19 protein-coding genes and 1 pseudogene are annotated in these 24,469 nt (G+C 40.2%); 17 read left to right on the top strand and 3 right to left on the bottom strand.

What is annotated here, in order from left to right:
- The first annotated feature begins 25 nt into the window (after positions 1 to 25).
- The 4 genes from X953_RS15085 (at position 26) to codA (ending at position 5,890) form a co-directional block, all read left to right on the top strand.
- Positions 26 to 1,480 (top strand): sodium:solute symporter, encoded by a 1,455-nt coding sequence (locus tag X953_RS15085; protein ID WP_040956326.1) that lies wholly within the window; start codon positions 26 to 28, stop codon positions 1,478 to 1,480.
- The gene (locus tag X953_RS15080) at positions 1,477 to 3,141 is read left to right on the top strand and encodes an amidohydrolase (protein ID WP_040956325.1); all 1,665 of its coding nucleotides are present in this window, start codon (positions 1,477 to 1,479) and stop codon (positions 3,139 to 3,141) included. Before X953_RS15085 ends, X953_RS15080 begins: the two co-directional genes overlap by 4 nt.
- 17 nt (positions 3,142 to 3,158) lie before the next feature.
- Positions 3,159 to 4,415 (top strand): Zn-dependent hydrolase, encoded by a 1,257-nt coding sequence (locus X953_RS15075; RefSeq protein ID WP_052350157.1) that lies wholly within the window; start codon positions 3,159 to 3,161, stop codon positions 4,413 to 4,415.
- A 230-nt stretch (positions 4,416 to 4,645) separates the two neighbouring features.
- Positions 4,646 to 5,890 (top strand): cytosine deaminase, encoded by a 1,245-nt coding sequence (codA, locus tag X953_RS15070; protein WP_040956323.1) that lies wholly within the window; start codon positions 4,646 to 4,648, stop codon positions 5,888 to 5,890.
- Between the two features lie 709 nt (positions 5,891 to 6,599).
- Here codA and X953_RS15065 read toward each other — a convergent pair.
- Positions 6,600 to 7,370, bottom strand: coding sequence for a sulfite exporter TauE/SafE family protein (locus tag X953_RS15065; RefSeq protein WP_040956322.1), 771 nt, complete (start codon positions 7,368 to 7,370; stop codon positions 6,600 to 6,602).
- Positions 7,371 to 7,564: 194 nt separating this feature from the next.
- On the opposite strand from X953_RS15065, the gene X953_RS15060 reads away from it, so the two are divergent.
- The 3 genes and pseudogenes from X953_RS15060 to tnpA all read left to right on the top strand — a co-directional run bounded on the left by X953_RS15060 (position 7,565) and on the right by tnpA (position 10,138).
- On the top strand, positions 7,565 to 8,437 hold the full coding sequence (locus X953_RS15060) for a LysR family transcriptional regulator (protein WP_077358621.1): 873 nt from the start codon (positions 7,565 to 7,567) through the stop codon (positions 8,435 to 8,437).
- Positions 8,438 to 8,534: 97 nt separating this feature from the next.
- A complete protein-coding gene (locus tag X953_RS15055) occupies positions 8,535 to 9,488 on the top strand; it encodes a formylglycine-generating enzyme family protein (protein ID WP_040956321.1) in 954 nt (317 codons plus the stop codon).
- A 177-nt stretch (positions 9,489 to 9,665) separates the two neighbouring features.
- Positions 9,666 to 10,138: pseudogene (gene tnpA, locus X953_RS15050) on the top strand (IS200/IS605 family transposase).
- A 207-nt stretch (positions 10,139 to 10,345) separates the two neighbouring features.
- Here tnpA and X953_RS15045 read toward each other — a convergent pair.
- Positions 10,346 to 10,666: a helix-turn-helix domain-containing protein gene (locus tag X953_RS15045; RefSeq protein WP_019375918.1), complete on the bottom strand. Its 321-nt coding sequence runs from the start codon at positions 10,664 to 10,666 to the stop codon at positions 10,346 to 10,348.
- A 173-nt stretch (positions 10,667 to 10,839) separates the two neighbouring features.
- On the opposite strand from X953_RS15045, the gene X953_RS15040 reads away from it, so the two are divergent.
- Entirely contained in the window at positions 10,840 to 11,688 is an 849-nt protein-coding gene (locus X953_RS15040; protein WP_040956320.1) for a VOC family protein, read from the top strand.
- Between the two features lie 238 nt (positions 11,689 to 11,926).
- A complete protein-coding gene (locus tag X953_RS15035; RefSeq protein ID WP_040957157.1) occupies positions 11,927 to 12,880 on the top strand; it encodes a tRNA-dihydrouridine synthase in 954 nt (317 codons plus the stop codon).
- Positions 12,881 to 13,024: 144 nt separating this feature from the next.
- Here the strand turns inward: X953_RS15035 and X953_RS15030 are convergent, their stop codons facing one another.
- Positions 13,025 to 13,216: a hypothetical protein gene (locus X953_RS15030; RefSeq protein WP_040956319.1), complete on the bottom strand. Its 192-nt coding sequence runs from the start codon at positions 13,214 to 13,216 to the stop codon at positions 13,025 to 13,027.
- A 326-nt stretch (positions 13,217 to 13,542) separates the two neighbouring features.
- On the opposite strand from X953_RS15030, the gene X953_RS15025 reads away from it, so the two are divergent.
- From X953_RS15025 to X953_RS14990, 8 genes are all read left to right on the top strand, one after another.
- On the top strand, positions 13,543 to 14,274 hold the full coding sequence (locus X953_RS15025; protein ID WP_040956318.1) for a GntR family transcriptional regulator: 732 nt from the start codon (positions 13,543 to 13,545) through the stop codon (positions 14,272 to 14,274).
- Positions 14,275 to 14,318: 44 nt separating this feature from the next.
- The gene (locus X953_RS15020) at positions 14,319 to 15,380 is read left to right on the top strand and encodes a TRAP transporter substrate-binding protein (RefSeq protein ID WP_040956317.1); all 1,062 of its coding nucleotides are present in this window, start codon (positions 14,319 to 14,321) and stop codon (positions 15,378 to 15,380) included.
- Between the two features lie 21 nt (positions 15,381 to 15,401).
- A complete protein-coding gene (locus X953_RS15015) occupies positions 15,402 to 17,312 on the top strand; it encodes a TRAP transporter large permease subunit (protein WP_084715715.1) in 1,911 nt (636 codons plus the stop codon).
- Positions 17,313 to 17,380: 68 nt separating this feature from the next.
- Positions 17,381 to 18,583 carry an iron-containing alcohol dehydrogenase gene (locus X953_RS15010; RefSeq protein ID WP_040956316.1) on the top strand — a complete coding sequence of 401 codons (1,203 nt, stop codon included), beginning with the start codon at positions 17,381 to 17,383 and terminating at the stop codon, positions 18,581 to 18,583.
- Positions 18,584 to 18,723: 140 nt separating this feature from the next.
- On the top strand, positions 18,724 to 20,499 hold the full coding sequence (xsc, locus tag X953_RS15005) for a sulfoacetaldehyde acetyltransferase (RefSeq protein ID WP_040956315.1): 1,776 nt from the start codon (positions 18,724 to 18,726) through the stop codon (positions 20,497 to 20,499).
- A 560-nt stretch (positions 20,500 to 21,059) separates the two neighbouring features.
- Complete coding sequence (locus tag X953_RS15000; RefSeq protein ID WP_040956314.1) at positions 21,060 to 22,043, top strand: LacI family DNA-binding transcriptional regulator; 984 nt, start codon at positions 21,060 to 21,062, stop codon at positions 22,041 to 22,043.
- Between the two features lie 22 nt (positions 22,044 to 22,065).
- Positions 22,066 to 22,821, top strand: a complete 756-nt coding sequence (locus tag X953_RS14995) for an SDR family oxidoreductase (RefSeq protein ID WP_040956313.1) — start codon at positions 22,066 to 22,068, stop codon at positions 22,819 to 22,821.
- Positions 22,822 to 23,078: 257 nt separating this feature from the next.
- Positions 23,079 to 24,413, top strand: coding sequence for an ABC transporter substrate-binding protein (locus tag X953_RS14990; protein ID WP_040956312.1), 1,335 nt, complete (start codon positions 23,079 to 23,081; stop codon positions 24,411 to 24,413).
- Positions 24,414 to 24,469: the final 56 nt, after the last annotated feature.

Below are 24,469 nucleotides of genomic sequence, written 5' to 3'. Positions count from 1 at the left end.
ACAAAAAATTAGGAGGAAACACATTATGGGTTGGTATTTAGCTTATATGGTCATTTATTTTATCTTTATGTTTAGTATGGGTTTTTATTATTTTTTTAAGGTGAAAACCTATGATGATTACTTGATTGGCGGATGGAATATGGGTTATTGGTCAATTGTTGGAACCATAATCAGTACTTGGTGTGGGGCTGCTGTGTTTATCGGTTGGGTAGGCATGGGGTTCACAGTGGGAATATCAGGTTTCTTCAAGTTTGCTTTACCGGGAATCGGTTTCTGTCTTTTATTAATTCTACTGTTTGCTGCACCCTTAAGAAGACAGAAGTTATACACATTAGCTGATTTGTTTGGAGAACGATTTGGAGGGAAATCTGGAATAATACCTTCTGTACTATCGGCTTTTATTTATTCTGTTCCAACCCTGGCATTACAAATTGTTGGTATGTCTACTATATTTAAAATTGGACTCGGTTTAGAAGCAAAATGGGGGATAGCACTTTCCTTTGTTTTAATTCTTGGCTTTACAATATTAGGTGGATTGCCTGCAACCATTATTACAGATGCAATACAGTCCATCATAGTAATTGTTGGTATTGTCATATTATTTATTACTAGTATTGTTTATGCTGGAGGTTTTGGGGAAATCGCAAATAATACTGCCCCAGAGTACCTATCAGTTGTAGGCCCATTTGGTATTGGGGAAGTCCTCTTATATGCATTGTCAGTAGCCCCATTTTATCTTGTGTGGCAATCAACCTGGCAACGAATTTTTGCATCAAAAAGTGAAAAAGTGGCAAAAAGAGCAGGTGCTACTGGGTTTGTCATTGCTGGCGCAATATCAGTTCTGCCATTTACTATTGGATTGATTGCTCGGCAATATGTCCCTTTAGATATGGATCCTGATTTACTATTTTCCTATGTAACTGCTGAACTATTAACTCCTGCAATTGGTGGAATTGTTCTAATCGGCCTTCTAGCTGCACTAATGACAGGCTCAACATCATTCATATTACAGGGTAGTTCAAACTTAACGAGAGATTTATACCAGCGTCTAATGAGAAAAGATGCTAATCAAAAGCAACTTATGCTGTCTTCCAGGCTTTCTGTCATAATCATCTCTGTTCTAGGTTTAATTGTAGCTTACTTATTAACAGATATAGTAACTGCTTACCAGTGGGCATTAAGACTCTCTGCAACTGTGCTTATTTTTCCTTTTCTCGCTATTATGTTCTGGAGAAGAGTTACCAAAATTGGTGTTTTAACTAGTATGTTCCTTGCTTTAATAGCTACAAGTATTTGGCCTTTTCTAGACCTTCAAATAGACCATACTGTTTTTGGCTTCCTTGTTTCTCTAATAAGTTTAATAATAGTAAGTTTAATCACAAAGCATGATGATACTGAACAGATAAAAGCTGTCTTCTGGGAAGACTTAGCATCTGCAAATATAACGAATGACACCGATTTTAAGGAGGGAGCATCATGATTACGCCTAATCTAATTATTATAAATGCTAATATTATTACACTTGACGAGCATAATACTCGCGGAAAGTCCCTTGCCGTGACAGATGGGGTTATAGATAACATTTGGGCACATAGTGAACCGCCATATAATGAAATAGATCTTAGTAGAAACCCAGAAATTGTTGATTTAAGAGGGAAGACTTTAATCCCTGGGTTTATTGATACACATAATCATCTTTTAATGTATTCGTTGTTTAGAAAACAAGCAAATTGTAGCACGCCACCAAATCACTCTATAGAGGAAATTCTAAAAAGAATTAAAAATCTTGCTGAAAGTACGAGTGATGACGAGTGGGTTTTAGGCTGGGGGTATGATAATACTCTTTTAAAAGAACAACGTCATCCAACACGTAAGGAGTTAGATAAGGTGGTGCCGGATAAACCTGTTTTTATACGGCATACATCGGTTCATTTTGGTGTAGCGAATTCACTGGCCCTAAAATTAGCAGGTATCGATGAGCAAACAGAAGATCCGGTAGCAGGATTTTTTGGACGTGATGAGGAAGGGAACCTAGATGGTGTTTTGCATGAATTACCTGCATTGGAACCGATGCAGGCAGCCATTCCGGTACCTACCACAGAAGAACTTGCCAACTACATAGGGGAAGCTTCCACGGATTACCTTGCACAAGGAATTACTACAAGCACGGATGCTGGAGTTGGTCTTGATTTTGGGGTGAAAGAATTGGATGCTCATTTGATGGCGGTAGAAAGAAACTTGAATCCTATTCGAATGCGATTCATGGTACTTCATCATTTATTAGACAAAAATGGTATTTTTAAAAATTATAATGCTAATCAATTAAATGAAGAAATTAAGCAACGTTCCTTAGGTAAAGCACATTTAGATAGCGCAAAGTTTTTTCAAGATGGTTCTATCCAAGGGCTCACAGGCGCACTTAGAGAACCTTACTACTGTGAACCAGAACATACTGGTGAATTATTACATGAACAGGAAAAATTAAATAAAGAAATAACCGAACTGCACTATAAGGGTTATCGTATTGCAACTCATGGTAATGGGGATAGAGCTATTGCCTCTATAATTGAAGCATATAAAACTGCACTAAATCATTTTCCACATATAGATCACCGCCACAGGATCGAACATGTGCAAACTGCTACAGATGAGGATTTGGATCAAATAAAAGAATTGGGGATTGCAGCTTCCTTTTTTATAAATCATATCTATTTTTGGGGTGATAGACACAAACGATTATTTTTGGGACCGAATAGAGCCGAGCATATGAATAGACTTGAAGACGCTAGGATCAGGGAAATCCTATACACACTCCATTCCGATTGCCCGATCACACCGATTTCCCCTTTATTCTCTATATGGGTGGCAGTAAATCGGTTAACTAGAGAGGGCGACATTATTGGTGAGCATCAAGTTATAACAGTGGAAGAAGCATTACGTAGTATGACAATTTATGGAGCCAAACTAAATTTTGAAGAAGACGTAGCTGGAAGCATTGAAGTTGGAAAAAGAGCTGACTTTGCTGTTCTTGACCAAGATCCTACTAAGATTAATAAAACATTAATAAAAGATATTCAAGTAGAAAAAACATTTATTGGAGGAGAAATTGTTTTTACTCGGGAGAAAGTTCAACTAAATTAAACGGGGGTTGATTGTCAATGATTCGCTTAGAGCGCTTAAAGAATCGCATACTACGGATGGCTGAAATAGGAGGGACAGAAAATAACGGAGTAACAAGACTAGCCTTGTCACAGGAGGATAAAAAGGGCAGAGACCTTTTTGTCAAATGGATGAAGGAGTTAAAATTGGATGTACGGATCGATGATTTTGGAAATATCTATGGTCGAAAAAAAGGGAGCAACCCAGAAGCTCCCGTAGTAATGATGGGATCTCATTTGGATTCTGTTCCCAAGGGCGGACGTTTTGATGGAGTACTGGGCGTGTTGGCTGGACTGGAAGTAGTAGAATCTCTTATAGAAAATAATGTCGAACATGAGAATCCTATTGAGATTGTATCCTTCACAAATGAAGAAGGAGCTCGCTTTACACCACAAATGCTAGGAAGTGGTGCTGTAACGAACCAATTCCCAAAAGATTATACCTATAGTCGTAAAGATAATGATAACTTTATTTTTTATGAAGAGTTAGAAAGAATTGGCTATCTTGGTAAAGAGGAAAATAGATTAAAGAATGTTGGTACCTTCATTGAATTTCACATAGAGCAAGGGCCTGTACTGGAAACGAATAATAAGGCTATTGGAATTGTAGAAGGTATTTCAGGATTTTCTTGGCTGGAAGTTACAGTAACTGGGGAAACCAATCATTCTGGTTCGACGCCGATGGAACTACGTAAGGATGCTCTTTCAACTACTGCTACAACGATTCAAACAATACAAAAGTGGGCTGAAGAGAAAGAGGATGGAACGGTCGCTACTATAGGTACCATCCGTGCAGAGCCCGGGATCATCAATGCGGTACCTGGAAAAGTTGTTTTTACACTTGATGTCAGAGATAGAAATAAGGAACAATTCCATTTTTATATGAATGAAATACAGGAACTAATAAAGGATTGTGTTCAGAGGGATTCCTTGAATTGTACTATCCAGGAAATCAAAACACATTCTCCAGTTTCCTTTGCTCCATGGATCACTAATATTATAGAAGAAGTTTCAGCGGAAAGTAAGGTACCCTATCAGAGAATAACCAGCGGAGCAGGACATGACGCTATGTATTTGAACACGGTCGCTGATACAGCTATGATTTTCGTGCCTAGTATTGGAGGGAAAAGTCATTGTGAAGAAGAGTATACTCCCTGGGAGGATATTGAGAAAGGTATCAACGTTCTTTATAAGACAATCTGCAGAATTCTAACTTCTGAAAAGTTTAAAGATCAGTTTTTATCCACTCGGATATAGGGGTAGATGTCGATACGTTCACATTAAGTAAACATAAGCAAGCCCTTATCTAATAGTTAGATGAGGGCTTGCTTTATGCTTGGCTATATAACAGTAGGTTAGGTTATTCGCAAAAAATAATTTTACTCTTCCCTTTTAATTTGAATGAATTTTAAAGATCCTTTTGTATGTTATATATCCCATGTTTTGCTATCATATACATGATATATGTTACAGAAAGGTGATCGAAAATGCTTTTGAAAAATGCCAAATTATACAAGCAGGACGGAAAATGGGATATTTTAATTACGAATGGAAATATCCAACAGATCAGTCAAACTACAGAGAGCAAAGCTGAGGATGAAGAAGTAATTGATTTAGATGGCAAGATTGTGCTGCCGCCTTATGTCGAGCCACATATCCACCTTGATTATGTGCTTACAGCAGGTACGCCGAGATGGAATCAATCAGGCTCTGTATTTGAGGGGATTGAAATCTGGTCGGAGAGAAAACAGATCGTAAAAGAAACAAAAGAGGATATAAAGAAGCGTGCCATGGAAGCAGTTCGGATGCAGATGAAGCATGGCATTCAACATGTAAGAACACATGTGGATGTTAGTGATCCAACATTGAAAGGCTTAGAGGCACTTCTGGAAGTAAAAGAAGAAGTCAAAAAATATATGGACATTCAAATTGTAGCCTTGCCTCAAGAGGGGCTCTACAGCAAACCGGAAGGAGAATCCCTATTACGCAAGGCGCTTGAAATGGGTGCAGATGTCGTTGGTGGCATTCCGCATTATGAGCCGACTCGGGAAGATGGGGTACGGTCCGTTATATGCGCGTTGGATCTCGCAGAAGAGTTTGGCAAGCTAGTGGATATCCATTGTGATGAGATTGACGATGATCAATCCAGATATTTGGAGGTACTGGCAGCAGAGGCGCTTAAAAGGAATATGGGGCATCTAGTTACCGCAAGTCATACAACCGCAATGGCTTCCTACAGTAATGCCTATACCTATAAATTGTTCCAGACACTGAAAAAAGCAGGCGTGCATTTTATTGCCTTGCCAAAAGCCAATTTGCATCTGCAAGGTCGCTTTGACAGTCATCCAGTACGACGTGGACTCACACGTGTGAAGGAAATGTTGAATGAAGGAATTAATGTTTGTTTCGGACTCGATTCCATTAAAGATCCATGGTACCCATTAGGCGATGGTAATTTGATGCCTGTGGTGGATGTTGGTTTGCATGCTTGTCATATGACAGACCATGACAATATTGTGAAGGCACTAGATCTGGTAACGACAAATGGAGCTAGAACCCTTGATATAATGGAGAAGTATGGTGTGAAAGAAGGTAATCAAGCGAATTTAATTGTCATTGATTCCGATTCAGAATACGAAGCAATCCGTACGCAAGCACCTGTACTCTATTCTATTCGTAATGGAGAAATTATTGTAAAAACAGAACCAGCAAGAACGGAAATGGCTTTGTAAGGCTGTTGTTCTATTGGGAGAAAGTCGAAGTCGATGGCTTCGGCTTTTTTCTTTATTGAAAAAAGAAGAACACTTCCAAAATGAGAAACACGCCCAGAATATGAGAGATCGGGCACTCCAAATGAGAGACATGCCCAGAATATGAGAGAGAAGGCATTCCAAATGAGAGACACGCCCGGGATATGAGAGAGCAGGCAGCTCAAATGAGAGACACGCCTGGAGTATGAGAGAGCAGGCACTCCAAATGAGAGACATGCCCAGAATATGAGAGAGAAGGCATTCCAAATGAGAGACACGCCCGGGATATGAGAGAGCAGGCAGCTCAAATGAGAGACACGCCTGGAGTATGAGAGAGCAGGCACTCCAAATGAGAGACATGCCCAGAATATGAGAGAGAAGGCATTCCAAATGAGAGACACGCCCGGGATATGAAAGAGCAGGCAGCTCAAATGAGAGACACGCCTGGAGTATGAGAGAGCAGGCAGCTCAAATGAGAGACATGCCCAGAATATGAGAGAGAAGGCATTCCAAATGAGAGACACGTCCGGAATATGAGAGAGCAGGCAGCTCAAATGAGAGACACGTCCGGGATATGAGAGAGCAGGCACTCCAAATGAGAGCTACGCCCAGAATATGAGAGAGCAATCAACTCAAATGAGACACACAACCATTCGGCCAAGGAACATTCTCACGCTTTCCACTCCCCCACTCACTGAAAATACATCCGCACTCCAATAATCACCAGCAAGACGGAAAGCATCTGCAAAATGACTTTTCCGGGAATCCGCTGTGATAGAAATACACCAATGTTTGCGCCAAGGATCACGCCTGCCCCTCCAAATACTACTGTCATCCAGTCGATGTTGCTGTAGTAAAGCTGAGAAAGGACGCCTATGAGCGAATATAAACATAATGAGAGAATGGAAGTAGCTGCTGCACGGTGTGTTGGCACATGAAAGACATAGATTAAAATGGGAACCAACAGCCACCCACCACCAATACCGAGATAGCTTGATAGAATTCCCATAACAAGTCCTAACGGAATGAACCAGGCATCTTTGGGTGCGTTTCTTTCTGGTTGTTTCTTTTTTGACAAAAGCTTTCCTTCCCATGGAGAATTTTTACTGAATAAAAAGATGCCGAGACCGACTAAAATTGTTGCGAAAATGACATAAAAGTATTGAGAAGAGTAAGCTTGCAGTAACCATACTCCCAATAGTGCGCCTGGAAGTGCACTGATTCCGATGGTTAAAGCGATTTTATAGTTGATTTTCTTTTGCTTGGCATAGCCAAGTACGCCTGTAAAAGAATTGATTAGAACGATTACTAAGCCTGAACCAGCCGCAATCACTGGGTCCATATCCAGAAGAATTAATAATGCCGGCACAAAAATAAAACCGCCTCCCGCTCCGACAATTGTTCCATAGCCTCCTGCGATTATGCCGATAATCAAAAGCAAAAGTCCTGTCATGATGTCCATTGTGTTGACCGCCTTTCTTCAAACGTATGCTTTTATTATTTTCTCATGGTGCATTAAAAAAAGATAATTCAATTTCTTGATAGGCTATAATAGAAACGAATAGGGTACACCATTGTTATGGTAAAATGTTTAATAAGAATAAATTTTTCCATAAAAGGCAGGGGGGATTTGCGCTGAATATCGAGAGTTTACGGATGTTTTGCCGAGTGGTAGAAGAGGGGAGTATTTCGCAAGCAGCACGGATAGGTTATGTGTCACAGCCCGCGGTTACGAGACAGATTCGCCAGCTGGAAAACAGCTATGGCACAATACTATTTGACAGGGACGAGGGAAAGCTGCGTTTGACTGTGGCGGGAAAAATGCTCTACCCCTATGCAAAAGAAATGATTGCTTTACACAAGTCATCTTATGAAACTATTCAGGAGCATTTAGGGAAATTAGAGAAGACGTTGCTTGTGGGGGCAAGTCTTACAATCGGAGAATATTTACTACCTACGTTAATTGGCCATTTTAAAAAGCAACATCCAGATGTGCAATTCAGCTTATCGATTGGTAACACTCCTCAGATGCTTGAAAAGCTGGAGGTTAATGAAATAGATCTGGCATTAGTAGAGGGCGTGTTTCAAAATAATACTTATAAAAAGCAGAAATTTGCCGAGGATGAATTAATTCTAGTTACCTCGTACAATCATCGTTGGGGAGAAAAAAAGGAAATAAGTTTACAAGATATTCCCGAAGAAAAGATGATTTGGCGTGAAAAGGAATCAGGCACCAGATCCATTGTAGAAGAAGCGTTAAGGGAATGCGATGTTCTGGGGAAAATAGACAATGCGATGGAGCTTGGCAGTATGCAGGCAATTAAAAGTGCAGTTGAGGCAAACCTTGGGACAAGCATCCTGCCAAGACTGACAGTGCAAAAGGAATTGAAATATGAGGTGTTACGGGAAATTTCAGTTAAAGATTTTCATTTGGTGAGAGATTTTTGGATCGTAGAGAAAGGGCAGCGATTTAAGCGAGAAGTGCAAAGAAATTTTGAAGCGTTTCTAATGGAGGAAATGTCCAATTGAAAATCAACGATCTGCTCGGCATATAGACAAAATTTAGTGATCACCCTATAATAGGCTCAAATTAAGATTTTTTGAAAAATAAGGAGCTGACATTTTGATGCACAGTAATCATACAACAAAACCTTCTTGTTGTTCGGCCAGCAGAGGCAGTATTGCGAAGGAAGGCACAGTGAATCAGCAAGCGACTTTGAAAAATACAGACGGAATTAAGTTTAAAGAGAAAATGGTTTATCTATCTGGCGGAGAATTTTTAATGGGAACGGAAGACAGGGACGGTTTTTCTGCTGATAACGAGGGACCGATAAGAAAGGTGAATGTAAAGCCCTTTTACATAGATAAAACCTCTGTTAGCAACAGAGAATTCAAGCAGTTTATTGATGAAACAGGTTATGTGACAGATGCTGAAAACTATGGCTGGTCCTTTGTTTTTTATAAATTTTTATCCCAGGAGCAGCAGAAAAAATTCCAGCAGCCACAAGGGACACCATGGTGGTTTGCTGTTGAGAAAGCATACTGGTTTCAGCCGGAGGGCGAAGGCTCAAGTGTCGAGGAACGAATGGAGCATCCGGTTATCCATGTTTCCTGGAATGACGCAAAAGCTTTTTGTGATTGGGCTGGGAAGCGGCTGCCAACAGAAAAGGAATGGGAATTTGCAGCCAGAGGCGGTTTGGAACAGAAAAAATATGTTTGGGGCGATGAGTTACACCCAAACGGGGAGCATTATTGCAATATATGGCAGGGGAATTTCCCGCGTACCAATACAGAGGAAGATGGGTACCTGGGTACCGCGCCGGTGGAATCCTTCCCGCCGAACGGATACGGATTATATAATATGGCCGGAAATGTGTGGGAATGGTGTTCTAACTGGTTTGATAAGTCTTTGAATCTATCACCAAAAGTAGACCCACAAGCACCAAAAGCAATGCGGGGCGGGTCGTACTTGTGCCACTATTCCTATTGTAATCGGTACCGCGTTGCAGCAAGGAGCTCCAATACTGTGGATAGCTCCACAGGAAATTTAGGATTTCGCTGTGTCCGAGATGCTAAGTAGGATTGCTGGAAAACTGGAAGGTGCGGCCTTCCAGTTTTTTTGTGGTCTTTGAAAACCCCTGGCTATGCCGGGGGTTCCATAGAGCTTCTAGCGTGGGGACAAAAAAAGCCTCTCTACATGGTAAGATAAGGTTGGTTTCCCGACCACCAAATCTCATCAAAGAAGGAGGCATATCCAATCCAGGACAAGAATAGTTTAGCACATACACAGTGGAGATGTAAGTTCCACATAGTTTTTGCACCAAAATATAGAAGACAAATTATTTACGGAAAATATAAAAAAGCATCGGAGAAATAGTAAGAGAGCTTTGTGAAAGAAAAGGGGTTGAGATACACGAGGCAAATGCATGCAAAGATCACATTCATATGTTAGTAAGCATTCCACCAAAACTAAGTGTATCTCAGTTCATGGGCTACCTAAAGGGCAAAAGTAGTTTAATGATATTCGATCGCCACGCTAATTTAAAGTATAGATATGGTAATCGCAGATTTTGGTGTCGAGGCTACTTTGTAGATACAGTGGGCAGAAATAAAAATCAAATTCAAGAATATATTAGAAATCAGCTTAAAGAGGACTACATGAGTGATCAGTTAACATTATTTGAAGAATTTGACCCGTTCACGGGAGAGAAAAATAAGAAGAAAAAATAAGAGATTCTTTTAGAATCAGTGAGTGAGTGTGGTGCAAAAGGGAAATCATTCAGTGGGCCTTTAAGGCCGAGGCCGGTAATATAGGCTTTCAGCCGCAGAGCAAACCACCAGTTCACACTGGTGGTTTTGATTTTCACTGCTTTTACATATACTTTTACTTCAAAGTTTAACTAATTTACAAGAATTTATCCTCTTACTCATTGGATTTCAATCAAGCTCAGTTCTCATCCACTGCTGAGACCAGCTTTCAATGGAATGCAAAATAGGTTCCATGGACTGCCCTTTTTCTGTTAACGAATATTCAATAACTACAGGCGTGGCAGGAATAACCTCACGTATAACAATTCCTTGCTGCTCTAATTCTTTTAATCGTTCGGATAAGACTTTTCCACTTATCCCTATTGCTGATTGAATTTCATTAAATCGTTGCGTTCCCAATAATAGTTGGTAAATAACAAGAGCTGTCCATCTCCGACTAAGTAAAGAGATAGCTTTTTCAAATTTTGGGCAAATAGCTTGTTGTTTCATTAAATATTTACACCTCTCTTACTAGTATTGTACCATATACCGATATCTAAAATAAAACAAGTAACTTGACAAAACTAGATAATAAAAATAAACTTAGTTACATAAAGTAAGTTAAATTAAAATAGTAAGTAGTATATTTTGCTGGAATTTGACTTTAACGAGGGGGATATAGGATGAGCTTTCATAATAAACCAATTCAATTTGTAGGACATGTGAAAATTAAAGTGGAAAAACTAGAACGCGCTATAAATTTCTACCGGGACGTACTTGGGTTCGGCATATTAGAAAAAACGAAAAGAGAAGTAAAGCTTACAACAGATGGCAAAACCAGTATTTTATCACTTGTACAGCCAGAAGATATTATACCAAAACAAGGAAGAACAACTGGTTTGTATCATTTCGCTATTCTTTTACCAACAAAAGCAGATTTGGCCAATATAGTAGTTCATTTGACCGAAAACAATATTCGCTTTGGGGCTTCAGATCATCTTGTAAGTGAAGCTATCTATCTACATGATCCAGATGGAAACGAGATTGAAATTTATATTGACCGTAGCCCTTCTGAATGGAGATGGGAGCAGGGCGAAGTAGCGATGGCAGTTGATCCGTTAAACTTTGAACAACTGCTAACACATGTGACATCAGAAAAATGGAAAGCAATGCCTAAAGAAACAGTAATGGGGCATATTCATTTGCATGTTTCTGAACTCAAAAAGACCGAAGCCTTTTATGTCAATGGTCTTGGTTTTGAGGTAGTAAACCGATTTGGTAGACAAGCATTATTTCTTTCATCGGGGAAGTACCATCATCATATCGGTGTCAATACTTGGAATGGAGAAGGTGCACCCCCTCCTCCAACCAATAGTGTTGGTCTGGAACACTTCACGCTTGTTTTAGGGAGTGAGGAAGAACGTAGGAAAGTAGTAACGAATATAAAAGAATTAGGTGTCGATGTCACTGAAGTAAATGGTACCTATATCACTTTTGATCCATCCAGAATTAAAATCGTTTTATCCATCTAATATAGAAGAAATGTTATTTATTAACTGTAAGCATTTAAAAAATTACAAGTTAATGGGGACAAGTGATAACTTGGATTAACAAAAATCTATGTATAAAGTTTTAACCACGTTGCATGATAGCAGGGGGGTGACAGAAACCTAATAAATTTGGTATAACTATAAGGAGGCAAAGATAACTTTGCTTTTTATTTTTGGCATAAGGGCACCCTTATTGTCTGTTAGGAAAGGAATTTTGAAAATGAAAGATAACTTTTGGCACGATTTACCTCGGCCGTTTTTTATATTAGCACCAATGGAAGATGTAACACATGTTGTTTTTCGGCATGTAGTGAGTGAAGCAGCAAGACCGGATGTGTTTTTCACCGAGTTTACAAACACAGAAAGCTTTTGTCATCCGGAAGGCATCTCTAGTGTACGTGGTCGTCTCACATTTACCGAAGATGAGCAGCCGATGGTCGCACATATTTGGGGAGACAAGCCTGAAAACTTTCGAGAAATGAGTATCGGGATGGCCAAACAAGGATTTAAAGGAATTGATATCAATATGGGTTGTCCCGTTCACAATGTCGCAGCAAAAGGGAAGGGAAGCGGACTGATCCGTCGCCCGGACGTAGCAGCAGATATCATCCAAGCAGCAAAAGCAGGGGGATTACCTGTAAGTGTGAAGACAAGGCTTGGGTACACAAATGTGGACGAATGGCGTGAATGGTTGAAACACTTATTTGAACAGGATATCGTCAATCTTTCCATTCATCTGCGTACAAAAAAAGAAATGAGCGATGTCGACGCACATTGGGAGCTCATCCCTGAAATAAAAAAGCTTCGTGATGAAATCGCACCACATACCTTGTTGACGATCAATGGAGATATTCCTGATCGACAAAAGGGCTTGGAGCTTGTAAATCAATATGGAGTCGATGGAGTTATGATCGGACGAGGAATTTTTCATAACCCATATGCATTTGAATTGGAAAAGAAAGAACATAGCAGTGAAGAGCTACTTGAGCTTTTGCGATTGCATCTTGATCTCCATGATAAATATGCAAAATTGGAGCCGCGTCCGTTCAAACCGTTACGCCGCTTCTTTAAAATTTATGTTCGTGGTTTCCGCGGAGCAAGTGAGCTTCGAAACCAGCTAATGAGCACGGAGACCACAGACGAAGTACGTAAATTGCTCGATAGTTTTGAGTGAGAATTGGATGAAGAAAAAGCGAAAAACCATAGAGAAACACCAGGTATGTGAAATAATTACCTGGTGTTTTTTTGTTTTAGACACCTATAAGCAATTAGATCCTCATATCACTTTTTCGTTAAGCAGTCACGAATTATTATTTATTTACGATATTTGTTTACTTGCCAAATATTCATTGGCGCCTTCTAATTCTTTATGCTCGTCTACGGAATCTCCTGCATAGTTTTCCGCTCTGTCAAAGGGCTTGTTCGTTTGAAGACCGGTACTCGCACTGATTTCTCCATCCGTATTTGCTGGAGTGGGGATGTCAAACTTCTTTTTTGATTTATCCGTCATGTTACGTCACCTCAAGGCTAGGTTTTGCATAAATGCTTTTGGTTATTCTTGTTGTAATAAAGCTGTTCGTCCTTGCAAGACCTTATACCTGTTCAAGGCTTATACGTAGTAATCACTTTGTTTCTCTTCAACCTTATACCCTCAATTATAAAATTTCACAATATAACCTATAAGCAATACCAATAACTAAATATTATTTAACATATTGCAATTGTCTAACTATTTTGTTTAAATGTTACTAACAATTAATTTATTTAAAAAAATCAAATAATTTAATAACTGGTAGGTACATCATTACCACTTATTTAGGGAAAAGGTGATTTCTATTGATTGATTCAAATAACCCTATACCGCTTCATGTGCAAATTAGTAATGCGCTTGTTAAGCAAATTAAAGCTGGAATGTACAAAGATAAAATCCCGAGTGAACGAGAGCTTATTGAAGCATATACAGTCAGTAGAACGACGGTACGTCAAGCCATTGCAAAACTGGTCAATGACGGTATATTGAAAAAGGTACATGGAAAAGGGACCTTCATCAATGAAGGAAAGCCTATTCAGGAATGGTTATCTAACTTAAACAGCCTGACAGAAACGATTAAAAATATGGGTATGACCCCAAGCAGCAAATTATTAGCTGCTGAACAAATTAATGTAAAGGATCATACGATCGACATTTTCAATATGGATCTGTATCGGATTGAGCGATTAAGGTATGCAGACGGAGAACCATTGGCGATTGAAGAGCACTATTACCCGTTGTCTGTTGGGTTAAAATTATCCTCCTATGATTTAGGAACAGAAACAATCTTTGATCTGCTTGAAAATGAAATGGGGATCACGCTTGCAGAAGCGGAACAAATTATTTCTACAGAAGATGCGGATGCAAGGGTAGCTGGATTACTAGGCATACCAAAAGGAGCAAGTGTTTTAACTGTTGAACGAATTATTGCGGATGAACTTGGTAATCCGCTGGAATTTTATCGAGGCTATTATCGACCAGATAAATATGTCTTTCGCGTAAAGTCGAAAAGAAACGGGCTGAGAGGTAGTCCTTAATTTTAGATAATAAATGTAAGCGGTAACAAATGGGAGGGAAAAGAATGAAGGGGATACAGAAACATGCCACGCTGGTCATAAGTATCGTTGCTTTTTTGTTCATTGTTATAGCAGGGGATATAAAACTTTCCAAAAGTGCTGGTGCCATCGACTCAGAGGTAATCGTATTACGGGCAGCACAATCGAAATCGAGCAATCATCCCGTTTCACAGGGAATCGATAAGTTTGCCGAGCTGGTAAAGGAAAAATCAAATGGGCAAATCATTGTGGAAACATATCATGATGGATTGCTTGGTGATGATCGAGAAGTTATTGAAAGTGCACAGCGTGGCAGTATCGCATTTGCGAGCTCTTCCACTCCTAATATGACCAGCTTTACAAATTATTTCACCGCATGGGATTTACCATATATTTTTGAAAACAAAGAGGAAGTGTATAAGGCTATTGATGGAAAGCCTGGCGACGTTATTCGCAAGGAAATGGAAAAGTCGGGCTTCAAGGTCGTTTTCTTTCCGGACTATGGCTTTAGACAAATTGTTAATAATGAGAAACCGATCAAAAAACCTGAGGATTTAAAAGGGATGAAGATAAGAACAACCAATTCAAAGATTGAGCAGGCGGATTTTGAAGTGTTTGGAGCAAGCCCGACGCCAGTTGCCTGGTCAGAGGTATTTACTGCATTACAGCAAGGGACCGTGGAGGGGGAAGGTAACAGTTATTCTCTCCTATGGGATACGAAGCACCAAGAGGTATTAAGCTATGCCACAGAAGTCAATTATAACTATAGTTCGGACATGGTCGTTATGAATAAAGCTATGTTTGACAGGATGACGGATGACCAGCAAAGCATCATAATGTCTGCCGGCCAGGAAGCGATGGAGTGGCAAAGAAACCGGGCAAATGAGCGTGAAGCGGAAGCAAAGCAGCAATTCATTGATTACGGAATTGAAATTTATGAGCCTACAGCAGAAGAAATGCAGGAATGGAAGCAAGCAGTAGAGCCTGTTTGGGATGAATTTGTTACCCCGGGTATGGCTGATCCGGAGTATGTGGAGATTATCTTGGAGGAACTTGGTAAAACCCGTGAAGATATTTTTGGTAACTAACTAAGGAATGGAGGGAAAAAGATGGAACATGGATCAGCTACGGTGGACAAAGTAAAAGACCAGGGTAATCCGATACAACCGATAAGCAATTTCAGAAAGTTTATTGGAATTCTTGATCGTCGATTTGAAGAGGTTTTAATTGTTGCTGGATTTCTTACGTTCATTATTCTTATTAATCTACAAGTTATTAACCGTTATGCCCTGCCATTTATCGATATCGCTAATATTACGACATGGACAGAGGAAATTTCCAGGTACATATTTATTTTTGTATCATTCCTAGGGGCAAGTCTTGCTATTAGAAAAGGGGAATCGATTGAAGTGAACGTAGTAATAAATCGATTCCCAGATCACGTGCAACGAGCTATTAAGGTAGCAAACACCATCTTCATGCTTTATTTCAGTTATATCATGCTGAAATATGGTGCCGAGCTCATTACATTCCAATTAAGTACACATCAATCAACACCAGCATTATCCATCCCCATGGCCATTCCGTATAGTGCGGTACCAATTGGTTTCGGGTTAATGATTATCAGGCTTATTCAAAAGTTCTATTTCGATACAAAGGACATGGAAATGAAGGAAGGGTTGCTTGCTGCTGCAATTGCACTTGCCGTCATTCTTCCAATCGGCATTGTTGGGCATGGCTCGATTACAATATTTCTCTTTGGCTATTTTGTTCTCTTTATTCTAATTGGCATGCCTATCGCCTTTTCCTTAGGGATAAGCACCTTGGCAACTGTTTTTGCAACAGATGCGATTCCAATTGACTTTTTTCCACAAACCGCCTTTACAAGTATTGATAATTTCCCGATTATGGCCATTCCGTTTTTTATCGCTGCAGGGATCATCATGGGGGGAGGAAAAATAATCAAAAAGCTGCTCCATTTGTCTGATGAGCTGCTCGGCTTCTTGCCAGGTGGGTTGGCATTGGTCGCCATTGTGACGAGTATGTTTTTCTCAGCGATTAGTGGGTCAGGTCCTGCAACAGTAGCGGCGATTGGAACAATTCTCATTCCAGCAATGGTCAAGCAAGGTTATAATGCAGGCTTTGCTACAGCAGTAATCGCCACAGCCGGGTCGATTGGGGTCATTATTCCCCCATCCAATCCAATGGTTATTTATGGTGTTGTTGGTCAGCAATCCATATCCAAACTATTTATTGCGGGTATCTTGCCTGGTGTGCTGACAGGGCTCGTATTGATCATCGTATCCTATGTTATTTCTAAAAAGAATGGCTGGCAAGGGGAGAAGACCTCCTTCAACATGAAAAGCATGATGAAAGCGGCCTGGGATGCAAAGCTGGCTTTATTAGTTCCAATTATCATTCTTGGCGGAATCTATGGTGGTTATATGACGCCAACCGAAGCAGCGGCGGTTGCTGCAGCATATGGCTTGATCATCGGATTATTCGTATATAAAGATCTTAATTTTAAAGGCATATACCGAAGTCTATCAAAAGCTGGGGTAACCTCATCGATTATCATCTTGCTCATCGTAATGGCGAGTATCTTTGGCAGATTGATTACACTGGAAAGAATTGCAGAGACAGTAGCCAGCTTTGTTTTATCTATTAGTGAAAACAAGTTTATCATTCTATTGCTTTTGAATGTTTTATTACTATTAGTCGGTTTGGTCATGGAGGCACTTGCAGCGATCGTTATTTTGACACCTATTTTACTGCCGATGGCGATCGAGTTAGGTGTGGATCCGATTCACTTTGGATTAATTATGATCTTCAACCTTGCAATTGGATTTATTACTCCACCGGTTGGCGTGAATTTGTTCGTTGCAGCAAGTGCAGCAAAGTTAAAAATTGAAGATGTCATTAAGGGCAATAAAATTTTATTGCTATCCATGCTCGTTGTACTTGGACTGGTAACATATATTCCGCAAATTAGTATGTGGCTCGTAGGCTTCATGAAATAAAAGGATATTACTTGAAAGGGGTGATTTGCAGAGCAATTTTATGGTGGGAAAATGAAGGAGGGGAAAGGATGAGCAGTACGTACTTACCAAGACATATCGAATTAGGTGCAGGAAGTTTGAATAAATTAGGGGGTATTGCCAAGGAACAAGGAATTCAGCATGTTATCGTCATCATCGATAGCTTCCTGACGAGTCCTAAGATTGCCCTTGATGAAAGACTAAAAAGTATATTGAAGCAAGAGAACATAGAAGCAACGTTTTTCTCCGATTATCGGGGGGAACCAACGACAGACCATCTGGAAGGAGCATTAGCAACCATCGATGGTCAGTCGGTTGATGGTGTGCTTGCCATTGGGGGAGGAAGCGCCATTGATATTGCCAAAGCTGTTTCCCTATTTGCCAAAACACCTGCTATTAAATGGGATGAGATCGCAGCTGCAAAACGATTACACCGGTTACCACTGATTGCTGTGCCAACGACGGCAGGGACAGGGTCAGAAGCAACAAAAGTAATGGTAATCAAAGACAGCAAAACAGAATATAAAATGAACCCGGGGCATAAGGATTTATTACCAGACGTGGCTGTGTTAGATCCAGAGCTAACACTTAGTCTGCCAAAGCATTTTACCGCATACACCGGAATGGATGCGTTGACACACGCTATGGAGGCATATGTATCCACAAATGCTTCTGTTACAACAGATCACTATGCACTTATCAGTATGAAAACTATCACAACAGCCTTGCCTAAGGTGTATGAAAATGGAATGGATGTCGAAGCGAGAGAGGAAATGCTGCTATCCAGCTGTTATGCAGGAATTGCTTTTTCCAACGCTTCTACCAATCTGGCCCATGCAGCAGGCAGACCGCTTGGCGCACGATTTCATATCCCACATGGCTTGAGTGTATCCTTACTTTTACCATTTGTCATGCGTTTTGGGCTAGAGGTAGCAACAGCGCGTTATGCAAATGTAGCACGAGCGCTTGGTTGTGAGGATACAGGTGATGAAAGGACACTTGCAGCATGTGCTGTGGAGCAAGTCGAAGAATGGAATGAAAAATTTGGCATATGGCAAGATGGTCTGAAATATATTGATATAGTGGACCTGAAAAAGAACATCCCAGTCCTCGTGAAGGATGCATTAAGCGGGAATGGCATAACAACAAATAGGAAGGTCCCTACCGAAGAAGATGTGGCTACCATTTTTCTTGATCTAATTGCAAAGCTGGAAGAGGTTCAGGCAGCTGATCCTGCTTCAACGGTTTCTTAGAGATTGTTAGATTGTATTTTCGAAAAAGGTGTAGGTAGGAGGGCGCTCGTCATCAGCGCTTACGCTTTTACTTATTAACTGGTACGTACGTCACTACAAGTTAGGGCGTTATTATAAATTAATCTATAGGAGGAATTTAAATGGCTAAACAACAAGCAGAAGTAAAAGAGGCAGTAAACAAAAAGGTGAAAATGACGCCAAGTGAGGCAATTGTGGAAACACTAGTGAAAGAGAATGTGAAAGAAGTTTACGGTATTGTTGGTTCCGCATTTATGGATATGCTTGATCTCTTCCCAACAGCAGGCATCCGCTTTTTACCGGTTCGTCATGAACAGAGTGCAGCACATATGGCAGACGCTTATACACGTGTTTCCGGCGTAGCGGGTGTTGTTATTGGACAGAATGGACCTGGGATTACGAATATGGTAACTTCTGTTGCAGCAGCAAATCAGGCACATACACCAATGGTTGTCATTTCCCCATCTGCGGGTACACCAACTATCGGCTGGGACGGCTTCCAAGAAGCGAATCAAGTATCTATTTTTGAAGATATTACGAAGGAGACTGTTCGTGTTACACATAAGAGTCGTGTAGCTGACTGTCTACGTACGGCATTCCGAATTGCTTATGCCGAACGTGGCCCGGTTTTATATGATATCCCTCGTGACCTGTTTTATGGTGAACTGGAGGATTATATTTTAGAGCCAAGCCAATACCGTACAGACAAACGAGGTAGTGGGGATCCGGCTTCCATTGAAAAAGCGGTTGAGTTATTGAAAAACGCGGAAAAACCGGTAATTATCTCTGGACGTGGTACAGTAGATGCGGATGGGGTAGATACTGTAGCTAAAATTGCCGAGCATTTAACTGCACCGGTAGCTGTTTCCTACATGCATAATGATGCGTTCCCGGCTGATCATCCATTAGCAGTAGGGCCGATTGGTTATATGGGAGCAAAGTCTGCGATGTATACATTACAGGAAGCGGATGTCGTGCTGGCGATTGGTACACGCTTATCTGTTTTCGGAACTCTTCCATGCTATGACATTGATTACTTCCCGAAAAATGCTAAGATCATTCAAGTGGATATTAACCCACGAAATATCGCACGGACCCACCCAATTGAAGTCGGAATTATTGGAGATGCAAAAGCGACAGCAGAAAACTTGTATAAAGAGCTTTCTAAAACGATGCCTAACGGCGTATCCAATCAGGCCCGTCTAGAAGAGGTAAGTAAGCGGAAGCAAGAATGGGATGAAGAGCTGGTAGAACTAGCCATGGAAGATGGCAATCCGATCAACCCACGCCGTGCATTGCTGGAACTATCTAAAGCATTGCCTGAAGGAACAATTATTTCTTCCGATATCGGAAACGTTTCATCCACTGCGAATGCTTACCTGAAATTTAACCAGTCACGCCGCCATATTGCAGCATTAACATTTGGGAATACCGGCTTCGCATACCCAGCAGCATTGGGCGCTCAGCTGGCAGAACCAAATACACCAGTCGCAGCAATCATTGGTGATGGTGCATGGGGCATGAGCCTACATGAAGTCAGTACAGCTGTAGAGCAAAATATTCCTGTCATTGCATGTGTATTTAATAATAAATCATGGGCAGCAGAGAAGAAGAACCAGGTAGACTATTATGATAACCGTTTTATCGGCTCTGATATCGAAGCACCTGATTTCGCCGAGGTTGCCAAGTCAATGGGTGCACTCGGTTATACGATTGAAAAGCCAGAGGATATCGGCCCAGTAGTAAAAGAAGTACTCGAACAAAAGAAACCAGCCGTGCTTAATATCTTTGTTGATGGCACACAGCTGGCACCACCATTCCGTAAAGACGCCCTGCACATGCCAACAAGACTGTTGGATAAATACAAGCACCTTGATTATGGTGTTTGGGGGAAGTAAGTTTATAGGAAAATCTCCGTACCTGATGAGGTGCGGAGATTTTTTTCGAGAGTAAAATGGCCACAAATAACTTTGTGTTAGTTGTTAATTATTTGAAACGTCGATTATAATTTGCGATTTAAACTAGTTTTGATAAATAATGCTATTCAAAGGTTTTATAAAATTTTAGAATTAGTTAGAGGTAAAAAATTATTTTATTTTTCTGCTTCACACACATTAGAAGGAACCTTATGTGTAATGAGAACGAAAGAAGCAGAAGAATGATAAAAATCTATCTATTAAAACTTATATTAAAGTAATTTAGCATGGGACATTTTTTAGCTGACTAATTGAAGCATAGAATTTAAACTTAACAATATCTTAAATTATGGTGGTTATATTTCATTACCAAAACTAAGCAGTTAAATGTCTGTTGAGACCTTGCTACTTTCATCCACAATTTTAGTCTGATTTTATTCCTCACTTCAAAACAGTAAGAAATTTCCCACAATAATCTTGACAATATCTTCTCCTAAATATAACATAAATGTAATCGATTTCATGAAAAGTCAGGTGATTCTATGGCCACAATCCAAGAAGTTGCAAAAAGAGCAGGTGTGTCTGCTGCAACTGTTTCAAGAGTGCTAAATAATAGAAATTCAGTCAAGGAAAAGACAAGAAATAGAGTAGATGAAGCGATTAAGGAACTCAATTATGAACCAAGTGTTCTCGGGCGCAATCTACGTAATTCGGAGAGCAGACTGCTTCTTGTTTTGCTTCCTAATATTGCGAACCCGTATTATACGGAGATCATTAACGGAATTGAAGATACGGCGATTGATAAGGGGTATAACATCCTTCTTTGTCAAACAGATTCTAATCCGGAGAGGGAGGCTATTTATTTTAATATGGTCCGTAACCGGTTAGCTGACGGTATTATATTAATGGATCCGACAGTCAATCGTAAAAATCTGTATAACCTTGCCAGTCAACACCCTATTATACAGTGTAGCGAATTTGACGAAGAGGGTGAAATTCCTTATGTGTCAATTGATAATGAGCTCGCAGCATATCAAGCTGTGAAACACTTAATAAAAATAGGGAAGAAGAAAGTTGCGCTTATTAATACAGAAGAAAAGTTCTTATATGCTCGTGAGCGGAGGAGAGGTTACGAGAAAGCGATGCGGGAATTTGATTTGCCGATTGAATCAAGGTGGGTTCGTAAGCTTGACAATCTTCAGTTTGAAAGTGGACAGCAAGCGATGCGTTCACTTTTAAATGAAAGTGAACGCCCGAATGCTGTTTTTGCTGTATCTGATATTCTGGCTATTGGTGCACTAAAAGAGATTAATTCTGCTGGTTTACATGTTCCAGAAGATATCGCGGTTATTGGTTTTGATAAAATTAGCTTCTCAAATATGACCCATCCCACATTAACAACAATTGCCCAACCGATGTACAAAATGGGCTGCATCTCAGCAAACATGATTATTGATAAAATTAGCGGGAAAGAAGTGGAAAGCTTAATTCTGGATCATGAATTAGTCATTCGAGAGTCAACTTAAATTTAAGAAATGGGGTGTTCTTATTACTAATAGATCTGGTCGAGTCGCAGTCATTACAGGTGTTAGTCATGCAAATGGAATTGGAGCAGCTGTTTGCCTTGAATTGGCGAAGGCGGGTTATGATATATTTTTTACCTGCTGGGAGGCGAAGGATAAGTGGCTTGAAATTTTCCAAAAAGAAATTCAGGATTTAGGTGTGGCATGTGATTATATCGAAGTTGATTTTCGTCAACCAGATGCGTCTACTCAAGTGCTTGATGGAGTAGAAGGCGCGTTAGGGATGCCTACCGTACTAATTAATAATGCTGCGCATTCTGTAGTAGATGGCTATAAAAGACTTGATGACGATATGTTGGACGACCATTATACCGTGAACATGAGGGCACCAATGATGCTTAGCGTTGAATTTGCAAGACGTTTTGAAGCGTCAATGTTTACTTCCGGCAGAATTATTAATATAACTTCCGGCCAAAACTTGGGCCCTATGGTTGGGGAATTGGCATATGGTGCTACAAAAGGAGCCATATCCGCATTTACCTCTTCATTATCCGCAGAGCTGGCTTCATTAGGAATTACCGTTAATGCAGTTAATCCTGGCCCAACAGATACAGGCTGGATGACAGAGGAATTAAAAAAAGAACTATTGCCGAAGTTTAAGAAGGGGCGTATAGGAATGCCAAAGGATGCAGCACGCCTAATAGCTTTTCTTGCAAGCGAGGAAGCGGAGTGGATTACAGGACAAATTATTCATTCCGAGGGAGGATTTTTACGGAGTTAGCCTGTAGCCTAAATAGTTTTAAGGAGGAAGAGTATCCTTGATCGATAAATTTAGTTTTTGATCTCTCCTCTTAATCCCCCTCACTCAAACTTTTACTTCCCACTACCGCACACAAGGATAAACAATAATAAAAAGATTATGAAAAATATATTGACATCATAGAAATGTATCGTATAATGAAATCAAATGTAATCGATTTCAATTATTAAAAAATTCTATTAAATATTGAGGTTGATATCTTAAAAGGGGGCTTAACAATGAAAATTTGGAAGTTGGCAATAGTTAATCTATTGTTAATCACGCTGGCAATGTTTATCGTAGCCTGCAGTGGAACAGGATCAACAGAACAAGACAACCCTGAGAATTCTGACTCAACAAGTAGCAAAGAAGAAGGAGCGTCAGAAGATAGTAAAGCAGAACCGGTTACCATTGTGTATGCTCGTGGAGTTGATACGACACCAGCGACTGATGCAGTTATAAAGGCTTTTGAAGAGAAACATCCTAATATCAAAGTAGAACAACGCGAAATGCCAGCAGATACTGGTCAATCTCATGATCAATATGTAACCGCTTTAAGTTCCCAGAGTACGGAGATAGACGTCTTTAACGCTGACGTAATCTGGCCAGCTGAATTTGCTCAAGCAAACTATGTGCTTGAATTGGATCGTTTTATTGAAAAAGATGGCATAAACATGGAAGATTATTTTCCAGGCACGGTAGCAGCTGCTAATTTTAATGGGAAGCAATGGGCAATGCCACAATTCACAGATGCCGGTGTATTTTATTATCGGACTGACATTGTAGAAGAGCCACCAAAAACCTGGGATGAATTAATTGAAATGGCAGGAGAATTAAAAGGTGAAGCAGGCACTAAACATGGTTACCTTATGCAGGCTGCACAGTATGAGGGCTTAATTACAAATGCTATAGAATTTATTGCTTCCTATGGTGGAGAGGTTGTCGATGAAAATAATAATGTCGTAGTTGATAGCCCTGAAACAGTAAAAGCTCTGGATAAAATGAAGGAAATTGTAACATCTGATTTTGTACCGGAAAACATACTTAATTTTATGGAAACAGAAACAGAAAATGCATGGATTGAAGGAAATGCAGTATTTGCAAGAAATTGGCCATATATGATGTCCTCTTCAAATGATGAAGAGAGGTCAGAAATTGTAGATAACGTTGAAATGGCTAGGCTTCCTGTTGGTGATGAGGGTACTGCAGCAGCACTTGGTGGATGGATGACGATGATCAACAGATACACGGAGCATCCGGAAGAAGCATGGGAGTTCTTGAAATTTATTTCTGGACCTGAAGGGCAAAAAATCAGTGCTGTGGAAGGTTCCAGAGCACCAACGTTAAAAGCATTGTATGATGACCCGGAAGTTCAAGACGTTAGTTCTCTTTTTGCAAATCCTGAATTCAGAGAAGTGTTGGAATCGGCAGTTCCTAGACCAGTGTCACCTATTTATCCAGAAGTTTCGGATATAATGCAAATTGAAATCTCCAAGGTTCTTACAGGAGACCAAACTTCAGAGGAAGCTGCGAAGAATATGCAGTCGAAAATTGAAGCGGCAATGGCAGAATAGTATGGCGAAGAAGAAAATAGCAAGATGGGCGATAAACTCATCTTGCTATTCTTTTA

Origin of the sequence: Virgibacillus sp. SK37 (genome assembly GCF_000725285.1) — a bacterium.
Lineage (GTDB): Bacteria > Bacillota > Bacilli > Bacillales > Amphibacillaceae > Virgibacillus_Q.
This window is presented reverse-complemented; position numbering and strand designations above follow the sequence as displayed.

Bases quoted from the DNA above. Each gene is read 5' to 3' on its own strand.
- X953_RS15085 (WP_040956326.1), top strand. From the start codon at position 26: ATGGGTTGGTATTTAGCTTATATGGTCATTTATTTTATCTTTATGTTT.
- X953_RS15080 (WP_040956325.1), top strand. From the start codon at position 1,477: ATGATTACGCCTAATCTAATTATTATAAATGCTAATATTATTACACTT.
- X953_RS15075 (WP_052350157.1), top strand. From the start codon at position 3,159: ATGATTCGCTTAGAGCGCTTAAAGAATCGCATACTACGGATGGCTGAA.
- codA (WP_040956323.1), top strand. From the start codon at position 4,646: ATGCTTTTGAAAAATGCCAAATTATACAAGCAGGACGGAAAATGGGAT.
- X953_RS15065 (WP_040956322.1), bottom strand. From the start codon at position 7,370: ATGGACATCATGACAGGACTTTTGCTTTTGATTATCGGCATAATCGCA.
- X953_RS15060 (WP_077358621.1), top strand. From the start codon at position 7,565: ATGTTTTGCCGAGTGGTAGAAGAGGGGAGTATTTCGCAAGCAGCACGG.
- X953_RS15055 (WP_040956321.1), top strand. From the start codon at position 8,535: ATGCACAGTAATCATACAACAAAACCTTCTTGTTGTTCGGCCAGCAGA.
- X953_RS15045 (WP_019375918.1), bottom strand. From the start codon at position 10,666: ATGAAACAACAAGCTATTTGCCCAAAATTTGAAAAAGCTATCTCTTTA.
- X953_RS15040 (WP_040956320.1), top strand. From the start codon at position 10,840: ATGAGCTTTCATAATAAACCAATTCAATTTGTAGGACATGTGAAAATT.
- X953_RS15035 (WP_040957157.1), top strand. From the start codon at position 11,927: ATGAAAGATAACTTTTGGCACGATTTACCTCGGCCGTTTTTTATATTA.
- X953_RS15030 (WP_040956319.1), bottom strand. From the start codon at position 13,216: ATGACGGATAAATCAAAAAAGAAGTTTGACATCCCCACTCCAGCAAAT.
- X953_RS15020 (WP_040956317.1), top strand. From the start codon at position 14,319: ATGAAGGGGATACAGAAACATGCCACGCTGGTCATAAGTATCGTTGCT.
- X953_RS15015 (WP_084715715.1), top strand. From the start codon at position 15,402: ATGGAACATGGATCAGCTACGGTGGACAAAGTAAAAGACCAGGGTAAT.
- X953_RS15010 (WP_040956316.1), top strand. From the start codon at position 17,381: ATGAGCAGTACGTACTTACCAAGACATATCGAATTAGGTGCAGGAAGT.
- xsc (WP_040956315.1), top strand. From the start codon at position 18,724: ATGGCTAAACAACAAGCAGAAGTAAAAGAGGCAGTAAACAAAAAGGTG.
- X953_RS15000 (WP_040956314.1), top strand. From the start codon at position 21,060: ATGGCCACAATCCAAGAAGTTGCAAAAAGAGCAGGTGTGTCTGCTGCA.
- X953_RS14990 (WP_040956312.1), top strand. From the start codon at position 23,079: ATGAAAATTTGGAAGTTGGCAATAGTTAATCTATTGTTAATCACGCTG.